Genomic DNA, 19,426 nt, shown 5'->3' on the forward strand with positions numbered 1-19,426 from the left:
CATTACAAAGAGATTCAGGAGACAACATGAAGACCATCGTGATCGGCGGCGGGCCCGCCGGCTGCGCGGCTGCCTATACCCTGGGCAAAAAGGGGCATGAGGTGGTGCTGTTCGAGGCGGCAGATGTCGTCGGGGGGCGAACCAAGCAGCTGCACCGGGACGGCTTTAACCTGGGCACCGGCGCACTGTTCCTCATGGGCGGCATCTACCCGCGCACCTTTGCCCTGCTCAAGGAGCTGGGCAAAGACCGCAAGGTTGTGCCTTGGGCGGGGGCGTCGGAGTTGCAAGATAACGATGACTCGCGCTACCGCGTGAGCTTCGTCAATCTGGCCAGTTATCTGACAATCCCGAAGCTCACCTTGGGTGATCGGCTCAAGGTGATCACGGCTGGCATCAAGTTGCTGCTCAGCAAACAGGCGTCCAATGCCTTCGATAGCCGGGAACTGGCCAAGTACGACACCAAGGAAGATCTGGAGTCATGGTCGCGGCGCAATCTGGGCGATCGTGCCCACGAGTACATCGTGCGTCCGCTCATGGACTTCCTTTATGCCGTTCCGGCGAGCTGGTTGTCGCTACCGTTTCCGTTGTCCATCATCAAGCAGGCCAACAAGATGGCCTTGTCGGTCCCACCCGAAGGCGTGGGGCAGGTCAGCCAGTGGTTGATCGACGGTGCGAAGAACACCACGGTGCATGTATCGACGCCGGTCGAAAAGGTCGAGAAGCGCGGCAACAAGTACGCCGTCTTAGCCGGCGGTAAGTGGCATGACGCCGATGGTCTGGTGATGGCGACCGAGTCCTTCGTGGCCGCAAAGCTGATGAATGACTTCATTTCGGAACCCGTACGCGCCACCCTGATGGAGACGCCTTACACCGAATATGCACATGTGCAGATCGGTTGGGCGAAAAACCCGTGGCCGACATATCCGGTCGATATCGTCATGCCCGTGGGCTTTGGCGAAGAGCGCAACATTGGCGCCATGGTGTTGCAAAGCCGTCGGCATCCAAATGCCGTCCCGCCGGGTGGTGAGGCGGTCGGGGTGTATTTCAATACGCCGCCGCTGGTCAACATGACCGATGAGGACATCAAGCGCGAAGCGCTCGAAGGGGCCATCAAGGCCTTTGGCAAAGCACCCGAACCGATCTTTGTTCATCTGTTTCGCTACGACAAGGGGCTCACCATCGCCAAGCCGGGGCATTACGAAAGGCTGGAAGCGATCTACGACAAGATGCCGCCCAAGGTCTTCCTGGCCGGTGACTACTTCTCGCAGGCCGGCGTCGAAGCGGCGGTGTTCAGCGGAGAGCGCGCGGCGCTCCGGCTCGATCAGACGCTGAACTGATCGACCGGCCCTCAGTGCAGGCGTCGTGACCGCGCAGGCGGGTAGCGGCGCCGCATTCGCCTAACTATGGGTAGGGCGGCGGACCACCTTCTTCAGGCTACTGTCTTCTTGGGGCCACCGAGCCTTGCCGGCATGTGTGTGCCGAGACAAATACCAAGGAGACAGACGTCATGCAGGTTGCGTTCAGCGCCGATAATGCGCCCGCGGATGAGGCGCCGTACTACCTGCCCAGCGGCAATGAAGTCGAGGTGTTCACGGCGGCCTATCGCCAGCACTTGCCGCTGATGCTCAAAGGCCCGACCGGCTGCGGCAAGACGCGATTTGTCGAGCACATGGCAGCCCGCCTAGGGCGCTCCTTGATCACGGTTGCCTGTCATGAAGACATCACAGCGGCCGATCTGGTCGGTCGGTATCTGTTGCAAGGCGGCGATACGGTCTGGGTGGATGGGCCGCTGACGCGCGCCGTACGAAGCGGTGCGATCTGCTATCTGGATGAAGTCGTCGAAGCCCGAGCCGATACCACCGTGGTGATCCATCCGCTGGCCGATCATCGTCGCGAGCTGATTCTCGAACGGCGGGCAGAGCAACTGACCGCCCACCCCTATTTCATGCTGGTGCTGTCTTACAACCCCGGTTACCAGAGCGTGCTGAAGGACCTCAAACAGTCCACTCGGCAACGCATGGTGGGCATCGAGCTGGGCTACCCGCCAGCGGAGCGCGAGCACCAGATTCTGGTGCGAGAGGGCGGGGTGAGCGAGGCGCAGGCCACCGATCTGATCAAGCTCGCGCAGGCCATCCGCCAACTCGACGCGAGCTTGCTGCCCGAAGTGTGTTCGACCCGCACGCTTGTCAGCACGGCCCATCTGATTCAAGCGGGCTTGTCGCCCCGCGTGGCCGCCACCGCTGCCATGTTGCAACCATTGTGCGACGACGCCGTGGTGCAGCAGGGGCTGCGTGAGGTCGTCGAAACCTACCTGCCGGCCTGAATCGGGACGCTGCCGTGATCCATGACACTGGCGCGCATCATCCGCTGAGGTTGTTGGCCGCCGCTGTTGTCGGGCGTCCGGTGTCCATCAGCTACTTGCTCGATCCGGCTGCGGCCGCGTGGACTGACGGCGATCGGATCTATCTGCCGGGCGCACTGCCGGCCGGCGAGTGCGCGCGCGCACTGCTGGTGCAGTGTGCATTGCTGGCGGGGGGGGCCATGCGTGTGGTGGGTTTGCGCACATTGGTGGGCAGTATCGAACTGCGGCAGCGATTTTTGGTGCTGGAGGTGGAACGCTGCTGTGGCTTGATCGAGAGCCGTCTGCCTCGCAGCTTTCTTGACGCGCTATCCATCTATGCCACCGGTGCCTCGTCGGAGAGTGCCGAGATGTCGCTGCAGATTGCGGGCCAGCGCAAGCGGCTGCCGGCGCCGCCGACCTGGTTCGGTACGGTCAAGCCCTGGCGGATCATGCGTCAGAACCTGCAAGGCAGTCAGCGCAAGCTCAACGAGCAGAAACTGTCGCAGCTTGAATCGCGCATCAGCGCGATTGAAGACGATGCGCCGGATGATGATGAAGACGCGTTGAAGCGAAACCCGTTCTGGAAATTGTTCTCGTCGCCGCTTGGCAAGGATGGGTTGTTTTCCCGATTCATGCAGGAAATCTTCGACATGCAGTCGTCTCCCGACAAGGCGTCGGCCGACTCGGGTGCCGAGGGCTCGTCCGAAATGGTGAGTGGGCGCGCCGGCCGGCAGATGCGCGATATCGCCAACGCGTTGCGCTCCAGCATGCAGCTCACTATTCCGAGTGCTTTGATGGCGGCCGAAGGCGGCGCGCATCGCTACCCGGAATGGGACTGCGAGAAGCAAGCTTACCGGACGGACTGGACCTGCGTGGAGGAGGTGACGGCCGGCGCAGAGACGCCAGTCTTTGATGTCGCCACCCTGGCAAGCGGCGTCGATCGTCCGCTTCAACGCACCCTGGCGCGGCTGTGTCTTGGCTTTCGCCGTCATAGCGGTCAGCGCCAGGGCGAGGATCTTGTGCTCGACCCATTGGTGCGTCTCGCCGTCGACCTGCGGAGCGGTCATTCGGGCGACGAGCGGATCTACTCGAGCAGCCTGCGCACGCGTCGTGATCTGGGCGTACTCATCTTGCTCGACACCTCCAGTTCGACACTGGAATCAACCGGCAGCGACCGCGTGTTCGATCGCCAGGCGCAGGCCGCGTGGCGCCTATGCCGCAGCTTTGATCTATTGGGCGATCGGGTGGCCATGTACGGCTTTCACTCGTGGGGCCGCACGCTGGTGCGATTTCAGCACCTCAAGACATTCGATGAACCACTCGGCGCGGCAGTGCCTGCTCGCATGGGAAAACTCTCCGTGGCCGGATATACCCGCTGCGGCGCCGCGATTCGGCACGCATCGAACTTGCTCAATACGCACGCCGGTACGCCCTACAAATTGATGTTGCTGGTCTCGGATGGCTTTCCGTACGACGACCAGTACGAAGGCCAGCATGCCAGTGAAGACACTCGGAAGGCGCTTGAAGAAGCGGCGGCCGATGGCGTGGCCTGTCTGTGTTTGAGCATAGGTAGCGATGCCGACCGAGCGCGGTTGCTTCAGGCCTATGGGAACACGCATTTTCTCGCGGTTGGGGATGTCACTGAGCTGGCTTCCCGATTGCGCGGTGCAGTCGAGAAAGCGGTGGCCGCGGCGTCGCGGATTCGACGCGTCTCGGAGAGCGGACGCCGGGTGGCGTAAGGCAGTTTGATAGCTGCGCAGATCGCGCGGCGTGGGAGGCAGTATGAAAAAGCGGACCAAAGCCTGTTTGACCCTTGTGATCGGCCTTGCCGGGCTGTTGATGCTCGAACGTGGCTTGATGCCAAAAGGCGAGACTTACCGCTCGGGTGACGGGGTGTTGTTGCGTAGTGCATGGCTAGGGCAGCCAGGCTCTTGCGACGGCACTGAATCGTGCCGCGAACAGGATACCTCGGTGAATCGTCGCGCTCAGGAAAGAACGCTTGGCCACCTGCAGTTTGCCTTCCGCTAAGGCGGTATCAGGCGTCAGGCAAGGAGCAGATCGTGATGGATTCAATCGAACAGGGCGTTGTCGAAGCAAACGGCGTGAGCTTCCACTATCTCGCGCAAGGTGAGGGGCCGCTGGCGCTACTGCTGCATGGCTTTCCAGATACGGCCCAGACATGGCGGCATCTGATGCCGCAACTGGCGTCGCGAGGATATCGCGCGGTGGCGCCCTTCATGCGGGGCTATGCGCCGACTCAGGCGCCGGACATGAACGGGCTCGACGCAATGAGCCTGTTTCTCGCACTCGGCGGCGATGCCAACGGTTTGCATGGTGCCCTCGGCGGTGACGCCAGTGCGGTGTTGATCGGTCATGACTGGGGCGCCGTAGCGACGTATTCCGCGGTGCTTCAGGCGCCGGAACGTTGGCGGCGTTGCGTCACATTGGCGGTGCCGCCGTTACAGATTTTCGGGCCACGCCATTCGCAGTATGCGCAGCTGAAACGCTCCTTCTATATGTGGTTTTTCCAGATGGCGGCGGCGAACGAGGTGGTGCGAGCCAATGACTTCGCATTCATTCGCGCGCTGTGGGCCGATTGGTCGCCCGGCTATGACGCAGAGCAGGACGTTCTGAATCTGCAGCGAAGCCTGGCGGCGGCTGAGAACCTGGAGGCCGCCATCGGGTACTACCGCGCGTTCTTTAATGCCGAGCAATTTTCGTTTGCCTACGGCGATGCGGTCGGACCGATCTCACGGCCCTTGCTATATCTCCATGGCAGCACGGATGGGTGCGTGTCGCTCGATCATCACGCCGTCGCCGAGGCGCAGGCTTACGCCGGAGCGGGTTCGGCGGTGGCTTTGATGGACGGGTGCGGGCACTTCCTGCATCTGGAAAAACCGGACGAGGTCGGGCAGCGCATTGACGGCTTTCTGGGGGCGCCTTAACACCACAATAAAAATTCGTATGCTACAAAATAGTCTTGATGCGTTTCAGATGGTACGATACCATACGATAAGCCTAACGGACCATCGGAGCCCCAAATGATCAAGCGCAATCTCTTCAATGAAGAACATGAAATGTTCCGCGATACGGTGCGCAAGTTCATCGATCGTGAGATCCGCCCCTTTCATGAGCAGTGGGAAAAGGACGGCATCGTGCCGCGCGAAGTGTGGCTCAAGGCCGGCGCGGCGGGACTGCTGTGCTGCACCGTGCCGGAAGAGTACGGCGGCCTTGGTCTGGACTACCTGTTCGACGTGGTGGTGTTCGAAGAGATCGCCCGCTGTGGTTATACCGGCCCAGGTTTTCTGATTCACTGTGATCTGGTAGCAACGTATGTCAAATCCTTCGGGACCGAGGCGCAGAAGAAGCAGTGGCTGCCAAAGATGGTCAGCGGCGAAGCGATTGGTGGGCTGGGCATGACCGAGCCGCATGCAGGTTCCGATCTGAAGAACATCCGCACGCGCGCCGTGCGTGACGGCGACGACTATGTCATCAATGGCCAGAAGGTGTTCATTTCCAACGGCCAGATGTGCGATGTGCTGGTGCTGGCCACCAAGACCGACCGAGATGCCGGCGCCAAGGGCGTTACGCTGTTTCTGGTCGATACCAGTTTGCCGGGCTTTGTTCGCGGCAAGAATCTCGAAAAACTCGGGCTGAAGGCGCAGGACACTTCGGAGCTGTTCTTCGAAGATCTGCGCGTGCCCGCTACCTCAATGCTGGGCGAAGAAGCGCAGGGCTTTGCGTTGATGATGACCAAGCTGGCCCAAGAGCGTCTGGCCCAAGCCATCCGTTCGGCCACCGTTGCCGAAGCGGTGATCGAATACACCACCGACTATGTGATAGGTCGCGAAGCCTTTGGTAAAACCATCGCCGACTTCCAGAACACCCAGTTCAAACTCGCCGAGCTTCACACCGAGGCGACCATCGGCCGTGTGTTTACGGACAAGTGCATCGAGTTGTTCATGAAAGGTGAGCTCGACGCCATTGACGCAGCGATGGCCAAGATGTGGCTGTCGGAGCTGCACTGCAAAGTGGTGGACGAGTGCCTGCAACTTCACGGCGGTTGGGGCTACATGTGGGAGTACCCGATCGCCCGGGCCTACGCCGACGCACGGATCGTCAAGATTGCCGGCGGTTCGATCGAGATCATGAAATATCTGATTGGGCGCGATCTGATTGCCAAGCGCCGAGATCTCGACGTGAGCAGCCCCTGCTGAGCTAAACACGAACCGAAAGAGACGGGCGTGTCCGCCATGGGCGACGCCACAAGGAGACAACATGCTGTACGACAAGAATTGCCTGGCCGGCAAACGCATTCTTATTACCGGTGGCGGCACAGGCATAGGTAAAGGTCTGGCACATCACATGGCCTCGCACGGGGCTGAAGTGGTCATCTGGGGCCGTCGCACACAAGTGCTGGAAGAGGCTGCCAAGGAGATCAACGCCGAATGCGGCGAAAAGGTCTTTTTCCAGGCGGTGGATATTCGTAACGCCGAGTCCGTTGAGGCGGCGATGGCCGACATCTGGGAGAAGCACGGTGCGCTGACCGGGGTGGTGAACAATGCCGCCGCCAACTTCATTGCGCCCACCAAAGACCTCAGTCCGCGCGGTTACGAGGCGATTTCCTCGACCGTGATGGATGGTGCTTTCTTTACGACACAGGCGGCCGGCCGTCGGTGGATCGAGCAGGGCCTCAAGGGGTCGGTCGTGTCGACACTGGTGACCTGGATCTGGACCGGCTCGCCCTATGTGGTGCCGTCGTCAATGGCCAAGGCCGCGGTGCACGCGATGACCATGTCGCTGGCGGTGGAGTGGGCACGATACGGCATTCGACTCAATGCGGTGGCGCCGGGCCCGTTTCCGACCGACTACGCATGGGAAATGCTCAATCCGACCGAGGACAGTTCGGTCGGCGCAACGCAGGCTGATCAGGTGCCGATGGGGCGTTTTGGCGAGATGTCTGAACTGGGCAATCTCGTGCTGCTGCTGCTGTCGGACGGCGCTGATTACATCACTGGCGAAACGATCTGTATCGACGGTGGCCATCATCTGGCCGCGCCGTCGACTTTCGCCGGCCTTAATTCGATGACCGACGCTCAGTGGGCGCAGGCCAAGACCGCCGCCAAGGCCGCCAGCGACAAAGCCAAGGCGCAGCGAAGCGTCTGACGTTTTAATGATTCATCCATTCAATTCATACGCAAACTAGGAGAACACCGTGAGAGGACTCAAGGATAAGGTTGCCTTGGTAACAGGCGGCGCCAGTGGCATCGGTCTGGCCATTTCAAAGCGCCTGGCTGAAGAAGGCATGGCCGTTGGTGTGATGGACCTGAACAAGGATGCTGCGGCTGCGGCCGTGGAAGAGATTCGTGCAGCGGGCGGCAAAGCCGACTTCGAGGTGGTCGATATCTCCAACTACGAGGCCGTCAAGGCGGCGGTAGCGTCGATCGAAAGCAAGCTGGGCCCGACCTGGACCCTGGTAAACAACGCGGGCTGGGACACGCCGACGGCATTCCTGAAGACCACCCCGGACTTCTGGCAGAAGATCGTCAATATCAACTACCTTGGCCCCATTCACATGACCCACGCGGTCGTGACCGGCATGGCCCAGCGCGGTGGTGGTCGTGTGGTGTTTATCGCCTCGGATGCCGGTCGCGTCGGCTCCTCCGGCGAAGTGGTGTACTCCGGCTGCAAGGGGGCGACGATTTCGTTCGCCAAGGCGCTGGCCCGTGAAGTGGCGCGCAATAACGTGCTGCTCAACTGCGTTTGCCCGGGACCCACCAACACCCCCGCCATGGACGCTTTTGTCGGTACCGGCGAGCAGGGCGAGAAGATCCGCAACGCCATGGTCCGCGGTGTGCCGCTCGGCCGCATTGGCGAGCCGGACGACTATCCGGGCCTCGTGGCCTTCCTTGCCAGTGACGACGCATCGTTCATGACGGGCCAGACCGTGAGTATCTCCGGCGGCCTGACCATGCACGGCTGAGCTTGCCAATAAATCTACTGCGTGACCCGATTTCGTCCCTGTGATGCTCGCCGTACTTGAGTACGGCTGCGCTTCTCGCAACGAACTCGGGCCACTCGCTACGATTTCTTCGCAAGCTCGCGGCGAGTGTGATCCAAACTTTTCGATAGACCTTTCAGGAATCAGACCATGAGCCAGGAATTCAAGGACATCACCTACGAAGTCGGCGCCAACGCCGTGCGTATCACCATCAACCGTCCGGAAGTGTTCAATGCCTTCCGCACCCAGACCGTCGAGGAGCTGATCGTCGCTTTCCGCATGGCCGATGAGGAAAAATCGGTCAACACCGTGATCTTCGGTGGCGCCGGCGACAAGGCCTTCTGCACCGGCGGTGATCAGAAAGTGCATTTGTCCGAAGACGGTCTATACGGCCCCCGCGGCATGGTCGGCCTGCCGATCGAAGAGCTGCAGTCAGCCATCCGCGACTGCCGCAAGGTGGTCATTGCCCGCGTTCAGGGCTTCGCGATCGGTGGCGGTAACGTGTTCGCCACCATCTGCGATCTGACCATTGCCTCCGAAAAGGCCAAGTTCGGTCAGGTCGGCCCCAAGGTCGGCTCGGTCGATCCGGGTTTCGGCACCGCGTATCTGGCCCGCATCGTGGGCGAGAAAAAGGCCCGCGAAATCTGGTTCCTGTGCCGCCGTTACACCGCGCAGGAAGCCATGGACATGGGTTTGGTGAACAAAGTGGTGCCGCATGACGAGCTCGACGCCGAGTGCGAGACCTGGGCTGCCGAGATCAACGATCTGAGCCCGACCGCCATCGCCATCGCCAAGCGCTCCTTCAATGCCGACAGCGAAAACATTCGCGGTATCAGCTTCATGGGTGTCGCTGCAGTGAAGGGCTATTACCAGGGCGAAGAATCCAAAGAGGGCGTGCGTGCGTTCAACGAGAAGCGCAAGCCGGAATTCAAGAAGTACGTTTAAGTTGGACCGAACCGTGACTGATCAGAACATTAAAACCTCGCTGGGCGAGGATGGCGTCCTGCTCGCCACCATCGACATGCCGGGACGTTCGATGAACGTCTTCTCCTTTGAGCTGATGGATTCCATCGATTGGCTCATCACGCATGCCAATGGCGACGACCGTATCAAGGCGGTGGTCATCAATTCCGCCAAGAAAGCCTTCATCGCCGGGGCTGATCTGGTCATGGTTCGGATGTTTACCGAGCGCGCGCAAACCGATTCGCATGCGGATCTGGTGGGCTTGTGCGGTCGCCTCGGCCGTATTTTCCGCCGCCTCGAAAAGAGTCGAAAGCCTTTTGTGGCGGCGGTGGATGGGCTCGCGCTTGGCGGTGGTCTGGAATTGTGCCTGGCTTGTCATGCGCGTGTCGCGTCTGACCGGAAAGGCGTGTTGCTGGGTCTGCCTGAAATCAAGCTCGGGCTGCTGCCGGGCGCAGGGGGTACCCAGCGCCTGCCGCGTGTTGTCGGAGCGCGTCTCGGTCTTGACATGCTGTTGATCGGCAATCCGGTCACTGCAGATGTGGCGCTTGAGTGCGGCCTGGTCGATGCGGTGGTGCCATCTGCTGAATTGCTCAATGCGGCTCGGGCCAAAGCCTTGTCGCTCGGTTCGACCGTCAAGTCCTGGGATCAACCCGATGCGTGTTTTCATAGCGGCGAATTGCGGCTTGGTGAGGCCGGCGCGCATGTTCGTGTGGCGGATGTGCTCGGACTGTCGGACGAGCAGATCAATCACTATCCAGCCTACCGCGCGATCATGGATTGCGTGATCGACGGCTGGGGCCGGCCGCTGGATGCTGGTCTCGACAAAGAGATGGATATCTTTGTCCGCCTCATTCAGAACCCCGTTGCCGGCAATATGATCCGTGGCCTGTTTATCGATCGTCAGCGCTCGCTCAAAGTGCTAAAGGACGTGACTGCCGATGATGCAGTAAGCGTTGCCGCGGACGATGAACGTGCTGCGGCGCTGCTTCGCAGCACGCGCGCACCACTGGTTTCCCCGGAGGCGCTGGCACCGGGGGACGTGTTGCTTGCGATCGATAGTGCTCAAGCGCATGGTGGGAGCGTGGTTGTCGCAACGCTGGGTGGCGTCGTGCCGGCCGGTGACGGGCTCGGCGACAGGTGCCATTCGGGTGTCTGGGTCGGTCCCATGACTGAGCATGGCCGCGCGGTGGAGGTTGTGTTTGATCGCGATGCGACCGCCCGCGACGCGGCGCTGAGGGTTGCCGCCTGGCTTCGCGCGGGCGCCGTGTTGGTAACCGAGGGAGCGTCATCGCAGCTTGCACGCCTGGCCGAGGTCGATGCAGCGGCTGCCGCCACGGGCAGCGAGGCTGACGATCGCATCTTGTTGGTGGCGCTTGCTGCCGGCGCGATGTGGATCGCGGGTGATGTCCCCGATGTTGCTTTGTTTGACAGCGTGTGTGCCGTAGCGGGAGTGGTTCCCAGCTATACCGGTGGGCCATTGAACTATCTACGCCAGAACGATGAGGCGTCGCTCAGGCAGCGGGCCATGGCTCTTGGTCACGCCTGGCCTGAGGGGCTGTCACTTGTTTTTTCAGAGCACTCCCGTGGCGATTGATCGCGCGCATATCGGCGACACCTTGGCGCCGTTTGATGTCGTTGTTGAGCCGGCGGCGTTGGCGGCGTTTGCCGATGCGATCGGCGAGACCGACCCGGTCTATCGCCACGAGATCGCACCGCCAACCTTTATGAAAGTGCTCGAGGGCAAGGACAACAGCTCGCGTCGAATCATGGAAGCCTTGGGTGTGGACCTGCGCCGCATCCTTCATGCCGAGCAGCGTTTTGAATATCACGCGCCAATTCGCTGTGGTGAGACAGTGACCGTCAATCGTCGGGTCGCCGATATCTCAAGCCGCAAAGAGGGGTTGCTCGAACTGGTGTTGATAGAGACCCAATTCAAGAGTGCAACTGGCGGCTTGCTGGGTACTTCGATTCAGACCGTGATGGTGCGCAATCCGAAACCGGGGGCGACATGAGTATCGATCTCGCATCGGTTGCGCTGGGCGATGTTGTCGCGACCGCCGAGGGCCCGCCATTTGATGCGCAGGCATTGGCGCGGTATGCGCAGGCCTCCGGCGACCTGAATCCGCTACACACTGATCGTGCCTTTGCGGCGAAGGCCGGGTTTCCCGACCTGGTCGTGCACGGCATGCTCAATATGGCGCGCCTTGGTCGGCTGGTGACTGCACACTTTCCGGCTCAGCAGATCCTATCGTTCTCTGTTCGATTTGAAGGCGTGTTGCTGGCGGGGCAAGCGACCACGATGGCGATGACGCTTTCGGCTCGGAGCGAGGGGGGCGCGGAGTTCGAATTGCAGATGAGGACATCTGGCGATCAACGCATTGCCTCGGGCGTCGTTAAGGTCTCAACTTTTCTCTAAAGCATCCGTAATTGTCGTACACAAGCATACGATAAGTATGCAAATTAAAAAACCCACGTACCTGCGACAGGTCCGTGACTGTGTACGGGAGACTTGAATGCACCGATTTTCTATCCGGACAAAGCTCTTTGTCCTGATCACCATTTCCTTGATGGCCTTGTGTCTTGTAGGCATTACCGCATGGACCGGGCTGCAACGCATGGCCAGCTCGCTGGAATCTGTCAGCGAGCAGAATCTTGCCGCTGTTCGGTGGTTGGGGGTGTTGCGCACCGGTCGACTCGAGGCGATCGTCGCGGTGCAGGAAGGTGGGACCTGGGATATTGAGGCGTTCGAGCAACTCATCAGCGACGAGGTCGAATTACACGAGGAGGGCACCGGCCTCTTCAAGAGCATCAAGGAACGTTTCGACGAGGCAGCCGCCCGGGCCAGCCGAGCATATGAAGCCTACCAAGCGCTACCCAAAACACCGGCTCAGCAAGAACAATGGGAAGCTCTTCAGCCCTTGTGGAACGACTTTGCCAATAATGACCAGCGTCAGTCAGAGATGATCGACAAGCTTGCCGGGGCAAAAGACTGGTTCGAGTTTCGGCAGATTTTCCGCTCCTACGCGACCTACGGGCTGCGTTGGGCCTCGTCGTACGCGACGCTTGATGTGCCGCTGGCCAAGCTTGCAGCGACGTCGATTGAAGATGCTGCGTCGGCGAAAGCGCAGGCCGACGAGTCCATGGCAACGGTGTCACGCATGCTGGTGGGTGTGGCGGGAATTGCAGGCATTCTATTGGTGGCGCTGGGGCTGACGATTGCGCGTAGTGTGACCGGATCGCTCGATGCAATGCGAGGCACCATCAGCCGCATCGCCGATTCCAATGATTTCAACCTGCGCGCGCCAGCGCGTGGCGATGACGAGTTGGCCCAGACTGCCCGATCTTTTAATGATCTTCTCGCACGCGTGCAAACTTCCTTGCGTGAAGTGCGTGCGTCGGCTGAGAGCATCAAGGGAGCGGCCGGGCGCGCCTCGCAGGTGTCGACAGACGTTGCTGCCACCTCGGCCAAGCAGAGCGAGGCAGTGGTCAACATGACCCACGAAGTTGAACAAATGTTGCGCGATATCTCGCGTATTGCCAGCGATACTACCGAGGCACTTGCGCTGTCACAGGAAGCCAACTGTGCGGCGTCCAGCGGTGCGTCGGCGATTGCGCGTTCGTCAACCGAGATTGTCAGCCTCACCACCCAGATCACCCAAGCGGGTGAGGCGGTAACGCAGCTTGAGAGCGAGTCACGACGCATTGCCGGTATTGTCGATGTGATCAAGAAGCTAGCCGATCAGACCAATTTGCTCGCACTTAACGCGGCCATTGAGGCAGCGCGAGCGGGTGAGCAGGGTAGGGGCTTTGCGGTAGTGGCTGATGAGGTTCGCAGCCTGGCTGAAGGCACCACCACTTCGGCGCAGGAGATTGGTGGAAAAGTGGCCTCCATGCAGGCGTCGATTCGTGCGGCGGTGGCCGACATGACTACCGTGGTCACACGTGCCGAAGAAGGACGTAAGTTGTCAGATGAAGGCGCCAATCAGATGGCGCGGATTCGCGAATCCACCGATCGTGCCGCCGTCGTGATCGAAGGGCTGTCGGCCGCCATGATTCAACAGGACCGGGCCGCCACCGAGATGTCCGCCAAGATACGTTCGCTGGCGAGTCTCAGCGAGGCCAGCTGCGAAGCGGGCGCCTTGAGCGCTTCGGTGTCCGAAGCCCTTGATGGCGCAGCGCTCAGGCTTGGCGACGCGGTGGAGCGTTTCTCCGTTTGAGCTGACTGCTTCTTTGGCTCTCCGCGTTGAGGCTTTCAGTCCCGCCAGCTTTGTCTTTGTGTGATTTGACTCGCGCCGGTAAATGGCAAATATCGGTAGCGATCACGTCCCTTTCATACGGATGGGCGTAGACGAAAAAAAGCCCGCTTTCGCGGGCAAAACTTCGGTTCCAGGAGGAGAGGGAGAGTGAAGCGTCAGAACCGAAGTACCCTACCGTTTGATCAGACGGGGTCCCAGGTGAACACGTCGCCAGAACGATGAAGCGGATAGAAGTCATTTTCGAACATCGGGAATACCCGTTCGATGACCGATTCCGGCGTCCATCCGTCCGACGTGTGCGCAGTACGAATCGGGCGCGATTGCGAAAACAGGTAGATCTCGTTGTTGCGCACGCCGAACACCTGACCGGTCACCGCGCTGGCACCTTCGCTGGCGAGCGCGGCGACAAACGGCGCGATCTTTTCCGGGACCAGTTTTTTGAGGCCTTCGACCCGTTTCTTCTGTTCTTCGGTTTCGGCCGGGATGGTATTGACCATCCGTGTCCAGGCCCACGGTGCGACGGCGTTCGAGCGCACATTGAAACGCTGCATGTCCATGGCGATGCTTTTTGACAGGGCGACGACGCCCAGCTTGGCCGCAGCGTAGTTGGCCTGGCCGAAGTTGCCGACGAGTCCGGAGCTGGAGGTAATGTGGATGTACGAACCGCCGTTCTGGGCCTTGAAGTGCGGCGCCGCGGCGCGGCTTACGTAGAACACGCCATTGAGGTTGACGTTGATGACCATTTCGTATTCTTCGCGGGTCATCTTGTGGAAGATGGTGTCACGCAGAATGCCGGCATTGTTCACCACGATGTCGATGCGACCGAAGCTGTCCAGCGCGGTCTGCACCATCGCATGCGCCTGATCCCAGTCGGCAACCGAGTTGCTGTCGGCAACGGCTTGCCCGCCCGCAGCGAGAATTTCGGCGACGACAGTCTGCGCCGGGTTGAGGTCGGCGCCTTCGCCAGTGGTGGAGGTGCCGATGTCATTGACCACGACGCTTGCACCGGCTGCAGCCAGTTCCAGTGCGATGCCTTTTCCTACACCGCGCCCAGCGCCGGTCACCAAGGCGACTTTTCCCGCCAGTAGTTTGCTGCTCATGTTCATTTCCTTTTCGAGTTGCGTGGGGTGTGTAGGTTGAATTGATTGCTTGACGGTATGGTACAGTACGATACGAAAGCAAATCAAGAAGCCATCTACAGAGAGTCGTCATGTCAGCCTTGTTTTCGCCTTTGCGTATCGGACAACTCGATTTTTCGAACCGGGTGTTTGTCGCGCCCATGTGTCAGTACAGCGGTGTCGACGGTTTGCCGAGCGATTGGCACTGTCAGCACTATGGTTCGCTGGCTGTTGGCGGTGCGGGGGCGATCACGCTTGAGGCGACAGCCGTTGCGCCGGAAGGGCGCATCACGAACGGTTGCCTCGGATTGTGGAACGATGCCCAGGCATCGGCGCTCGCCCAGTTGATAAACAGCCTACGTCGCTTGTCGCCGACTCGTTTGGGAATTCAGTTGAGCCATGCAGGGCGCAAGGCGTCGTGTCATCCCCCGTGGGCGGGTGGCGAGGCGCTGGCGCAGGGTGGGTGGCCGATTGTGGCGCCATCGGCCATTGCCTTTGGGCCGAACCGATCACTTCCTTCGGCCATGACCGAGGCCGACTTCGAACAGATATCTCAGGCCTTCGAAGATGGTGCTCGGCGTGCCTTGCGGGCGGGCTTCGACTATCTGGAACTGCATCTGGCCCACGGCTATCTGCTCAGCAGTTTTCTATCGCCACTGGCCAATTGCCGGGGCGACCGGTATGGCGGGCCGTTGAGTAACCGAATGCGCTTTCCGTTGGAGGTGGTTTCGAAGGTGCGCGCGGTGTGGCCCGATAGCAAGCCGCTCGGGGTACGCGTTAATGCGCATGACTGGTGCGACGGTGGTGCAGGGTTTGAAGATACCCTGGCGCTATGCCACGCGCTCAAGTCGGCGGGAGTGGATTTTGTCTGTGTGTCGGCCGGTGCCGTGGTTGATGGCACCCGAATCAGCGCGACACCGGGTTATCTGTTCGAGTATGCACGGCGAGTGCGTGAGGCGACCGGTATGGTGACACGGGCGGTGGGACTGATTCACGATTCACAGTTGGCCGAGCAGGCGCTGTGCGACGGTGTGGCCGATTGTGTCGCGGTTGCGCGGGCGATGCTGTTCGATCCGAGGTGGGCCTTGAAGGCGGCGTATCTACTGGGGGAGGGCGCCCGGTTTCCGCCGCAGATGATGCTGGCCTCGCCCGAGCGTTGGCCCGGGGCCGAGGCGGCGCTGTCAGGCATGCGCTCAGGAACCTTGGGCTGATGGTGCATGCGCGGTCAGGTGCCGGAGGTGACGGGTGGTCGTGACGAATGGTCAGCTATCAACAATTTGCTAAAGGATCGATTTGATGAGTTACGCGTCAGTGTTTCGACCGGATCTGTTCGCCGGGCAGACGGTCATCATCACCGGCGGTGGAAGCGGTATTGGTCGCTGCACCGCGCACGAACTTGCGGCGCTTGGTGCGCATGTGGCCATCATTGGCCGGAATGTCGAAAAGCTCGACCGGGTGCGTGCCGAGGTGATCGAAGACGGTGGAGCGATCAGTGCGCACGTGTGCGATATCCGCGATGAGGCGCAGGTGGCTGCGAGCATCGATGCGGTGTTGGTTTTGACCGGACGTCTCGATGGTTTGGTGAACAACGCTGGCGGGCAATGGATGGCACCGCTGAAGACGATCAGCACCAATGGTTTCGAGGCGGTGGTGCGAAATAATTTGACTGGCGGCTTCATCTTCATGCGAGAAGCGCATGCGCGGTGGATGGCGCGCCACGGCGGAGCGATCGTCAACATCATTGCCGATATCTGGCATGGCTGGCCGAACTTCGGCCACTCCGCGGCGGCGCGTGGCGGCATGTTGTCGCTGAGTGAGTCGGCAGCGTGCGAATGGGCCGGCGACGGCGTGCGCGTCAATACCGTGGCGCCCGGCGGGATCGCGTCGAGCGGCTTCGATCGCTATACGCCGGAGGCGCGTCGCGAGTTGCGTCAATACGCGGCCAAGGTGCCGCTCAAGCGCTTTGGTACCGAAGCCGAGGTGTCCGCCGCCATCGTTTTCCTGCTCTCGCCAGCGGCGGCATTCATTACCGGCAGTTGTGTCCGTGTCGATGGGGGGACGCCAAATGCGCGTCAGACCTGGCCGCTGGCAGAGGCGTCGCGCAATACCGCGTTTGAAGGCTTCCACCGTGCGGTGGCGCCGACCATGTTGAGCGAATCAGATTGATCGGGCCTTGTCCCGGGAGACTTTGACGATGCGTTTCGTGCCATATCTTGAGCGGTATTTTGAAGACTATGCGGTAGGCGAGGTCGCCGAGTTCGGTAACTACCTGGTCACCGAAGCGGAGATCGTGCGCTTTGCCAGCGCCTACGACCCGCAGCCCTTTCACACGGACCCGGTCGCCGCGACCGCCTCACATTTTGGTGGTCTGGTGGGCAGCGGCTGGATGACTTGCGCCATTGTGATGCGCTTGTTCTGCGACCACTTCATCCCGGCCTGTTCGGCCATGGGCTCGCCGGGAATCGATCAGCTGCGTTGGCTGCGACCGGTGCGACCGGGGGACCGCCTGCGCGCGCGTGCCACCATCGTCGATGCACGCCGCTCGCGCAGCAAGCCCGATCGCGGCGTGATTACTCTGCTACAGGAGGCGATCAACCAAGATGGTGAGACGGTCGTGTCCTACACCGGCCGGGCAATGTTCCTGTGTCGCCATCCGCAGACGGCGCCAGCGGATTCAGGGCGGTGATGCCTCAAGCTCGGTGAAGAAATCGCCATCGCTCAGGGCCATCAGTTTGGGATGGCGCGCGGCGAAGGTGTTGAGGATGCTGGACAGCGGTACGTCGCTGAAGTCGCCACGATAATGGAGATATTCCATGTGCCGCTGGCCGGCGGCGTCGAAGGCATGAAAGATCGAGTCGCCCCGTCCGTCGAATTCCAGCGGTGCAATGCCGGCACGCGCGCACAGGCGCGCATCGAAGGCGGGGGTCGCCTTCAACCACTGGTCATCGAGATAGATCGCCGTGTAGCTGTGCCAGTAGTACACGTCAGTGCCGAGCAGGGCATTCAGCCGCTCGGTGGACAGGTGGTTGCGCACATCGGCATAGCCAACACGGGCCGGGATATCGCAGGCCCGACACAGCGCAGCGAGCAAGGCGGCCTTGGTGACGCACCAACCGTAGCCCTGAGCCAGCGTGCGGCTGGCTCGCATCGCGTCGGTCGTCAGGATCACTTTGTATGGGTCGTACCGGATCTGGTCGCGCACCGCATGGTAAAGCCTGATGGCGGTATCGCGCGGCGCGTCCTCACGGCGATGTAGTGGCCGGGCCATGGCAACAACGTCGGGATGCGTGGCATCGATGATGTCGGTCGCCATCAGGTCCGCTGGTGAGGGTGCGCTGACGGCAGGAGAAGCGTCGATCATGAAGTGCTCCGGGTGGACTGGCGAATTTCACCGCGAATCGAGAAACGCCATTGATATGCGTTCCAATCGTATGGTACGTTACGACATGATTGGGTTTCAACCGGAACACACATTCGCGTCGCCAGCGTCGATGTTGCCGGCTCCCCCAAGCAGGGCAGCATACACATAATGACAGGAGACAGATTCATGCAGGTTCAGGACAAGAACCGCCCGGATGCGGCGTGGATTGAGCATCTACGTGCGCGCTTTCCGTGCGAACGGGAGATCGACCGCATCCTGGTGCGAAAACTCAGCTTGCGCGATGGCCCCGGCTTTAGCCCAGTGCCATTGGAGACCCTGGTGGCGGGTGTCGAGGCCTTGCTTGTTGCCGAGCAGGTGCCCGATTTCACGGTGACCAACCCGCGCTGGTTGTCTGGGGGTGCATCGAAGCTGCAGATGGCGTTCGATCTCGAGTGGCAGCGCCCCGGGCTCGGTTTTGAGAAAACCGCCATGGTGCTGCGCATGGAGCCGGCCGAATCCATTGTCGAAACGAGTCGCTTGCGCGAATTCCAGCTGATCAAGGCGTTCGAGGGAGTGGTGCCGGTGCCCCCGGTGTTCTGGTGCGATCCGGATGGGACCTATCTGCCGTACCCCGCATTGATCTACGGTTTTGCCCCGGGCGTGACAAAACCCAGTACTGCCGCCAGCGGTGTGAGCGGGTTGGGGATGGTGATTCCGGAGTCGGTTCGGCGCCATCTGGCGCCGCAGTTTGTCGACATGCTGGCGCGAATTCATTGTCATGATTTTTCGCAGAATGCGTTGTCGGCCTTCGACGTTCCGCAGATCAACACCACGCAGTGCGCCGAGTGGGGCGTGAACTGGTGGGAGCGGGTGTGGCTGGAAGATTGTGAGGAAAACGTGCCGATGATGCATCTGGCGGCGGCCTGGATGCGCCGCAACCTGCCGGTGCTGGACGTCGCGTCGGTGGTTCATTCGGACTATCGCTCCGGCAACTTTCTTTATACCGAGCACGACAACCGGATCACCGCGCTGCTTGATTGGGAACTCGGCCGGATCGGTGACCGCCATCAGGATATTGCGTGGACCACCAGTCGGGCGTTCTCGTCGATGTCAGAGGATGGAAAAACGGTCCTGGTTTGCGGCCTCATGCCTGAGCGCGAATTTTATGAAGGTTACGAAAAGGCATCCGGCTTGAGCATTAATCCGAAGACCGTGCATTGGTACAAAGTGTTCAACGCCTATTCGATTGCCACCCTGACACTGGGCACCGGCTACCGGATTGCACGCAACGGAAAAACCCATCAGGACATTCTGGTCGCCTGGCTGATTGGTATCGGCGGCATGATTGTTGACGAGATGAGAACCCTTCTCGAGGAGGCCCGCTGA

Annotated in this window: 19 protein-coding genes; 17 read left to right on the top strand and 2 right to left on the bottom strand. The window is 60.8% G+C overall.

Features of this window, described 5'->3' with window-relative positions:
• Positions 1-26 precede the first annotated feature (26 nt).
• The 13 genes from FHP89_RS13835 to FHP89_RS13895 all read left to right on the top strand — a co-directional run bounded on the left by FHP89_RS13835 (position 27) and on the right by FHP89_RS13895 (position 13,522).
• The gene (locus FHP89_RS13835; RefSeq protein WP_144178558.1) at positions 27-1,337 is read left to right on the top strand and encodes a protoporphyrinogen/coproporphyrinogen oxidase; all 1,311 of its coding nucleotides are present in this window, start codon (positions 27-29) and stop codon (positions 1,335-1,337) included.
• Between the two features lie 170 nt (positions 1,338-1,507).
• Entirely contained in the window at positions 1,508-2,323 is an 816-nt protein-coding gene (locus FHP89_RS13840; protein ID WP_144178559.1) for a CbbQ/NirQ/NorQ/GpvN family protein, read from the top strand.
• A gap of 14 nt (positions 2,324-2,337) precedes the next feature.
• Complete coding sequence (locus FHP89_RS13845; RefSeq protein ID WP_144178561.1) at positions 2,338-4,080, top strand: nitric oxide reductase activation protein NorD; 1,743 nt, start codon at positions 2,338-2,340, stop codon at positions 4,078-4,080.
• 43 nt (positions 4,081-4,123) lie between these two features.
• Positions 4,124-4,369: a hypothetical protein gene (locus FHP89_RS13850; RefSeq protein WP_144178565.1), complete on the top strand. Its 246-nt coding sequence runs from the start codon at positions 4,124-4,126 to the stop codon at positions 4,367-4,369.
• 35 nt (positions 4,370-4,404) lie between these two features.
• Positions 4,405-5,286, top strand: coding sequence for an alpha/beta fold hydrolase (locus FHP89_RS13855; protein WP_186300329.1), 882 nt, complete (start codon positions 4,405-4,407; stop codon positions 5,284-5,286).
• Between the two features lie 96 nt (positions 5,287-5,382).
• Positions 5,383-6,558 (top strand): acyl-CoA dehydrogenase family protein, encoded by a 1,176-nt coding sequence (locus FHP89_RS13860; protein ID WP_144178569.1) that lies wholly within the window; start codon positions 5,383-5,385, stop codon positions 6,556-6,558.
• A gap of 61 nt (positions 6,559-6,619) precedes the next feature.
• Positions 6,620-7,507, top strand: coding sequence for an SDR family oxidoreductase (locus FHP89_RS13865; protein ID WP_144178571.1), 888 nt, complete (start codon positions 6,620-6,622; stop codon positions 7,505-7,507).
• Positions 7,508-7,556: 49 nt separating this feature from the next.
• Complete coding sequence (locus FHP89_RS13870) at positions 7,557-8,324, top strand: SDR family oxidoreductase (protein WP_144178573.1); 768 nt, start codon at positions 7,557-7,559, stop codon at positions 8,322-8,324.
• A gap of 168 nt (positions 8,325-8,492) precedes the next feature.
• Positions 8,493-9,287 carry an enoyl-CoA hydratase-related protein gene (locus FHP89_RS13875; RefSeq protein ID WP_144178575.1) on the top strand — a complete coding sequence of 265 codons (795 nt, stop codon included), beginning with the start codon at positions 8,493-8,495 and terminating at the stop codon, positions 9,285-9,287.
• A 13-nt stretch (positions 9,288-9,300) separates the two neighbouring features.
• The gene (locus tag FHP89_RS13880) at positions 9,301-10,899 is read left to right on the top strand and encodes an enoyl-CoA hydratase-related protein (protein WP_260851607.1); all 1,599 of its coding nucleotides are present in this window, start codon (positions 9,301-9,303) and stop codon (positions 10,897-10,899) included.
• Complete coding sequence (locus FHP89_RS13885; protein WP_144178577.1) at positions 10,889-11,317, top strand: FAS1-like dehydratase domain-containing protein; 429 nt, start codon at positions 10,889-10,891, stop codon at positions 11,315-11,317. Before FHP89_RS13880 ends, FHP89_RS13885 begins: the two co-directional genes overlap by 11 nt.
• The gene (locus tag FHP89_RS13890) at positions 11,314-11,721 is read left to right on the top strand and encodes a MaoC/PaaZ C-terminal domain-containing protein (protein WP_144178579.1); all 408 of its coding nucleotides are present in this window, start codon (positions 11,314-11,316) and stop codon (positions 11,719-11,721) included. Before FHP89_RS13885 ends, FHP89_RS13890 begins: the two co-directional genes overlap by 4 nt.
• A 97-nt stretch (positions 11,722-11,818) precedes the next feature.
• Positions 11,819-13,522 (top strand): methyl-accepting chemotaxis protein, encoded by a 1,704-nt coding sequence (locus tag FHP89_RS13895; protein WP_144178581.1) that lies wholly within the window; start codon positions 11,819-11,821, stop codon positions 13,520-13,522.
• A gap of 221 nt (positions 13,523-13,743) precedes the next feature.
• On the opposite strand, the gene FHP89_RS13900 is transcribed toward FHP89_RS13895, so the two are convergent.
• Positions 13,744-14,661, bottom strand: coding sequence for an SDR family NAD(P)-dependent oxidoreductase (locus FHP89_RS13900; RefSeq protein WP_144178588.1), 918 nt, complete (start codon positions 14,659-14,661; stop codon positions 13,744-13,746).
• Between the two features lie 110 nt (positions 14,662-14,771).
• Here FHP89_RS13900 and FHP89_RS13905 point away from each other — a divergent pair, with 110 nt between their 5' ends.
• The 3 genes from FHP89_RS13905 (at position 14,772) to FHP89_RS13915 (ending at position 17,365) form a co-directional block, all read left to right on the top strand.
• Positions 14,772-15,890 carry an NADH:flavin oxidoreductase/NADH oxidase gene (locus FHP89_RS13905; RefSeq protein WP_144178590.1) on the top strand — a complete coding sequence of 373 codons (1,119 nt, stop codon included), beginning with the start codon at positions 14,772-14,774 and terminating at the stop codon, positions 15,888-15,890.
• An 85-nt stretch (positions 15,891-15,975) separates the two neighbouring features.
• Complete coding sequence (locus FHP89_RS13910) at positions 15,976-16,845, top strand: SDR family oxidoreductase (RefSeq protein ID WP_144178598.1); 870 nt, start codon at positions 15,976-15,978, stop codon at positions 16,843-16,845.
• Between the two features lie 28 nt (positions 16,846-16,873).
• Positions 16,874-17,365 carry a MaoC family dehydratase gene (locus FHP89_RS13915; protein ID WP_144178602.1) on the top strand — a complete coding sequence of 164 codons (492 nt, stop codon included), beginning with the start codon at positions 16,874-16,876 and terminating at the stop codon, positions 17,363-17,365.
• Here FHP89_RS13915 and FHP89_RS13920 read toward each other — a convergent pair.
• A complete protein-coding gene (locus FHP89_RS13920; protein WP_144178604.1) occupies positions 17,354-18,040 on the bottom strand; it encodes a transglutaminase-like domain-containing protein in 687 nt (228 codons plus the stop codon). The genes FHP89_RS13915 and FHP89_RS13920 overlap by 12 nt on opposite strands.
• A gap of 186 nt (positions 18,041-18,226) precedes the next feature.
• Here FHP89_RS13920 and FHP89_RS13925 point away from each other — a divergent pair, with 186 nt between their 5' ends.
• A complete protein-coding gene (locus tag FHP89_RS13925) occupies positions 18,227-19,426 on the top strand; it encodes a phosphotransferase family protein (RefSeq protein WP_144178606.1) in 1,200 nt (399 codons plus the stop codon).

The organism is Denitromonas ohlonensis (genome assembly GCF_007625205.1).
Lineage (GTDB): Bacteria > Pseudomonadota > Gammaproteobacteria > Burkholderiales > Rhodocyclaceae > Nitrogeniibacter > Nitrogeniibacter ohlonensis.

Coding starts and splice junctions, on each gene's coding strand:
- FHP89_RS13835 (WP_144178558.1), top strand. CDS start 27: ATGAAGACCATCGTGATCGGCGGCGGGCCCGCCGGCTGCGCGGCTGCC.
- FHP89_RS13840 (WP_144178559.1), top strand. CDS start 1,508: ATGCAGGTTGCGTTCAGCGCCGATAATGCGCCCGCGGATGAGGCGCCG.
- FHP89_RS13850 (WP_144178565.1), top strand. CDS start 4,124: ATGAAAAAGCGGACCAAAGCCTGTTTGACCCTTGTGATCGGCCTTGCC.
- FHP89_RS13855 (WP_186300329.1), top strand. CDS start 4,405: ATGGATTCAATCGAACAGGGCGTTGTCGAAGCAAACGGCGTGAGCTTC.
- FHP89_RS13860 (WP_144178569.1), top strand. CDS start 5,383: ATGATCAAGCGCAATCTCTTCAATGAAGAACATGAAATGTTCCGCGAT.
- FHP89_RS13865 (WP_144178571.1), top strand. CDS start 6,620: ATGCTGTACGACAAGAATTGCCTGGCCGGCAAACGCATTCTTATTACC.
- FHP89_RS13875 (WP_144178575.1), top strand. CDS start 8,493: ATGAGCCAGGAATTCAAGGACATCACCTACGAAGTCGGCGCCAACGCC.
- FHP89_RS13890 (WP_144178579.1), top strand. CDS start 11,314: ATGAGTATCGATCTCGCATCGGTTGCGCTGGGCGATGTTGTCGCGACC.
- FHP89_RS13895 (WP_144178581.1), top strand. CDS start 11,819: ATGCACCGATTTTCTATCCGGACAAAGCTCTTTGTCCTGATCACCATT.
- FHP89_RS13900 (WP_144178588.1), bottom strand. CDS start 14,661: ATGAGCAGCAAACTACTGGCGGGAAAAGTCGCCTTGGTGACCGGCGCT.
- FHP89_RS13905 (WP_144178590.1), top strand. CDS start 14,772: ATGTCAGCCTTGTTTTCGCCTTTGCGTATCGGACAACTCGATTTTTCG.
- FHP89_RS13910 (WP_144178598.1), top strand. CDS start 15,976: ATGAGTTACGCGTCAGTGTTTCGACCGGATCTGTTCGCCGGGCAGACG.
- FHP89_RS13915 (WP_144178602.1), top strand. CDS start 16,874: ATGCGTTTCGTGCCATATCTTGAGCGGTATTTTGAAGACTATGCGGTA.
- FHP89_RS13920 (WP_144178604.1), bottom strand. CDS start 18,040: ATGATCGACGCTTCTCCTGCCGTCAGCGCACCCTCACCAGCGGACCTG.
- FHP89_RS13925 (WP_144178606.1), top strand. CDS start 18,227: ATGCAGGTTCAGGACAAGAACCGCCCGGATGCGGCGTGGATTGAGCAT.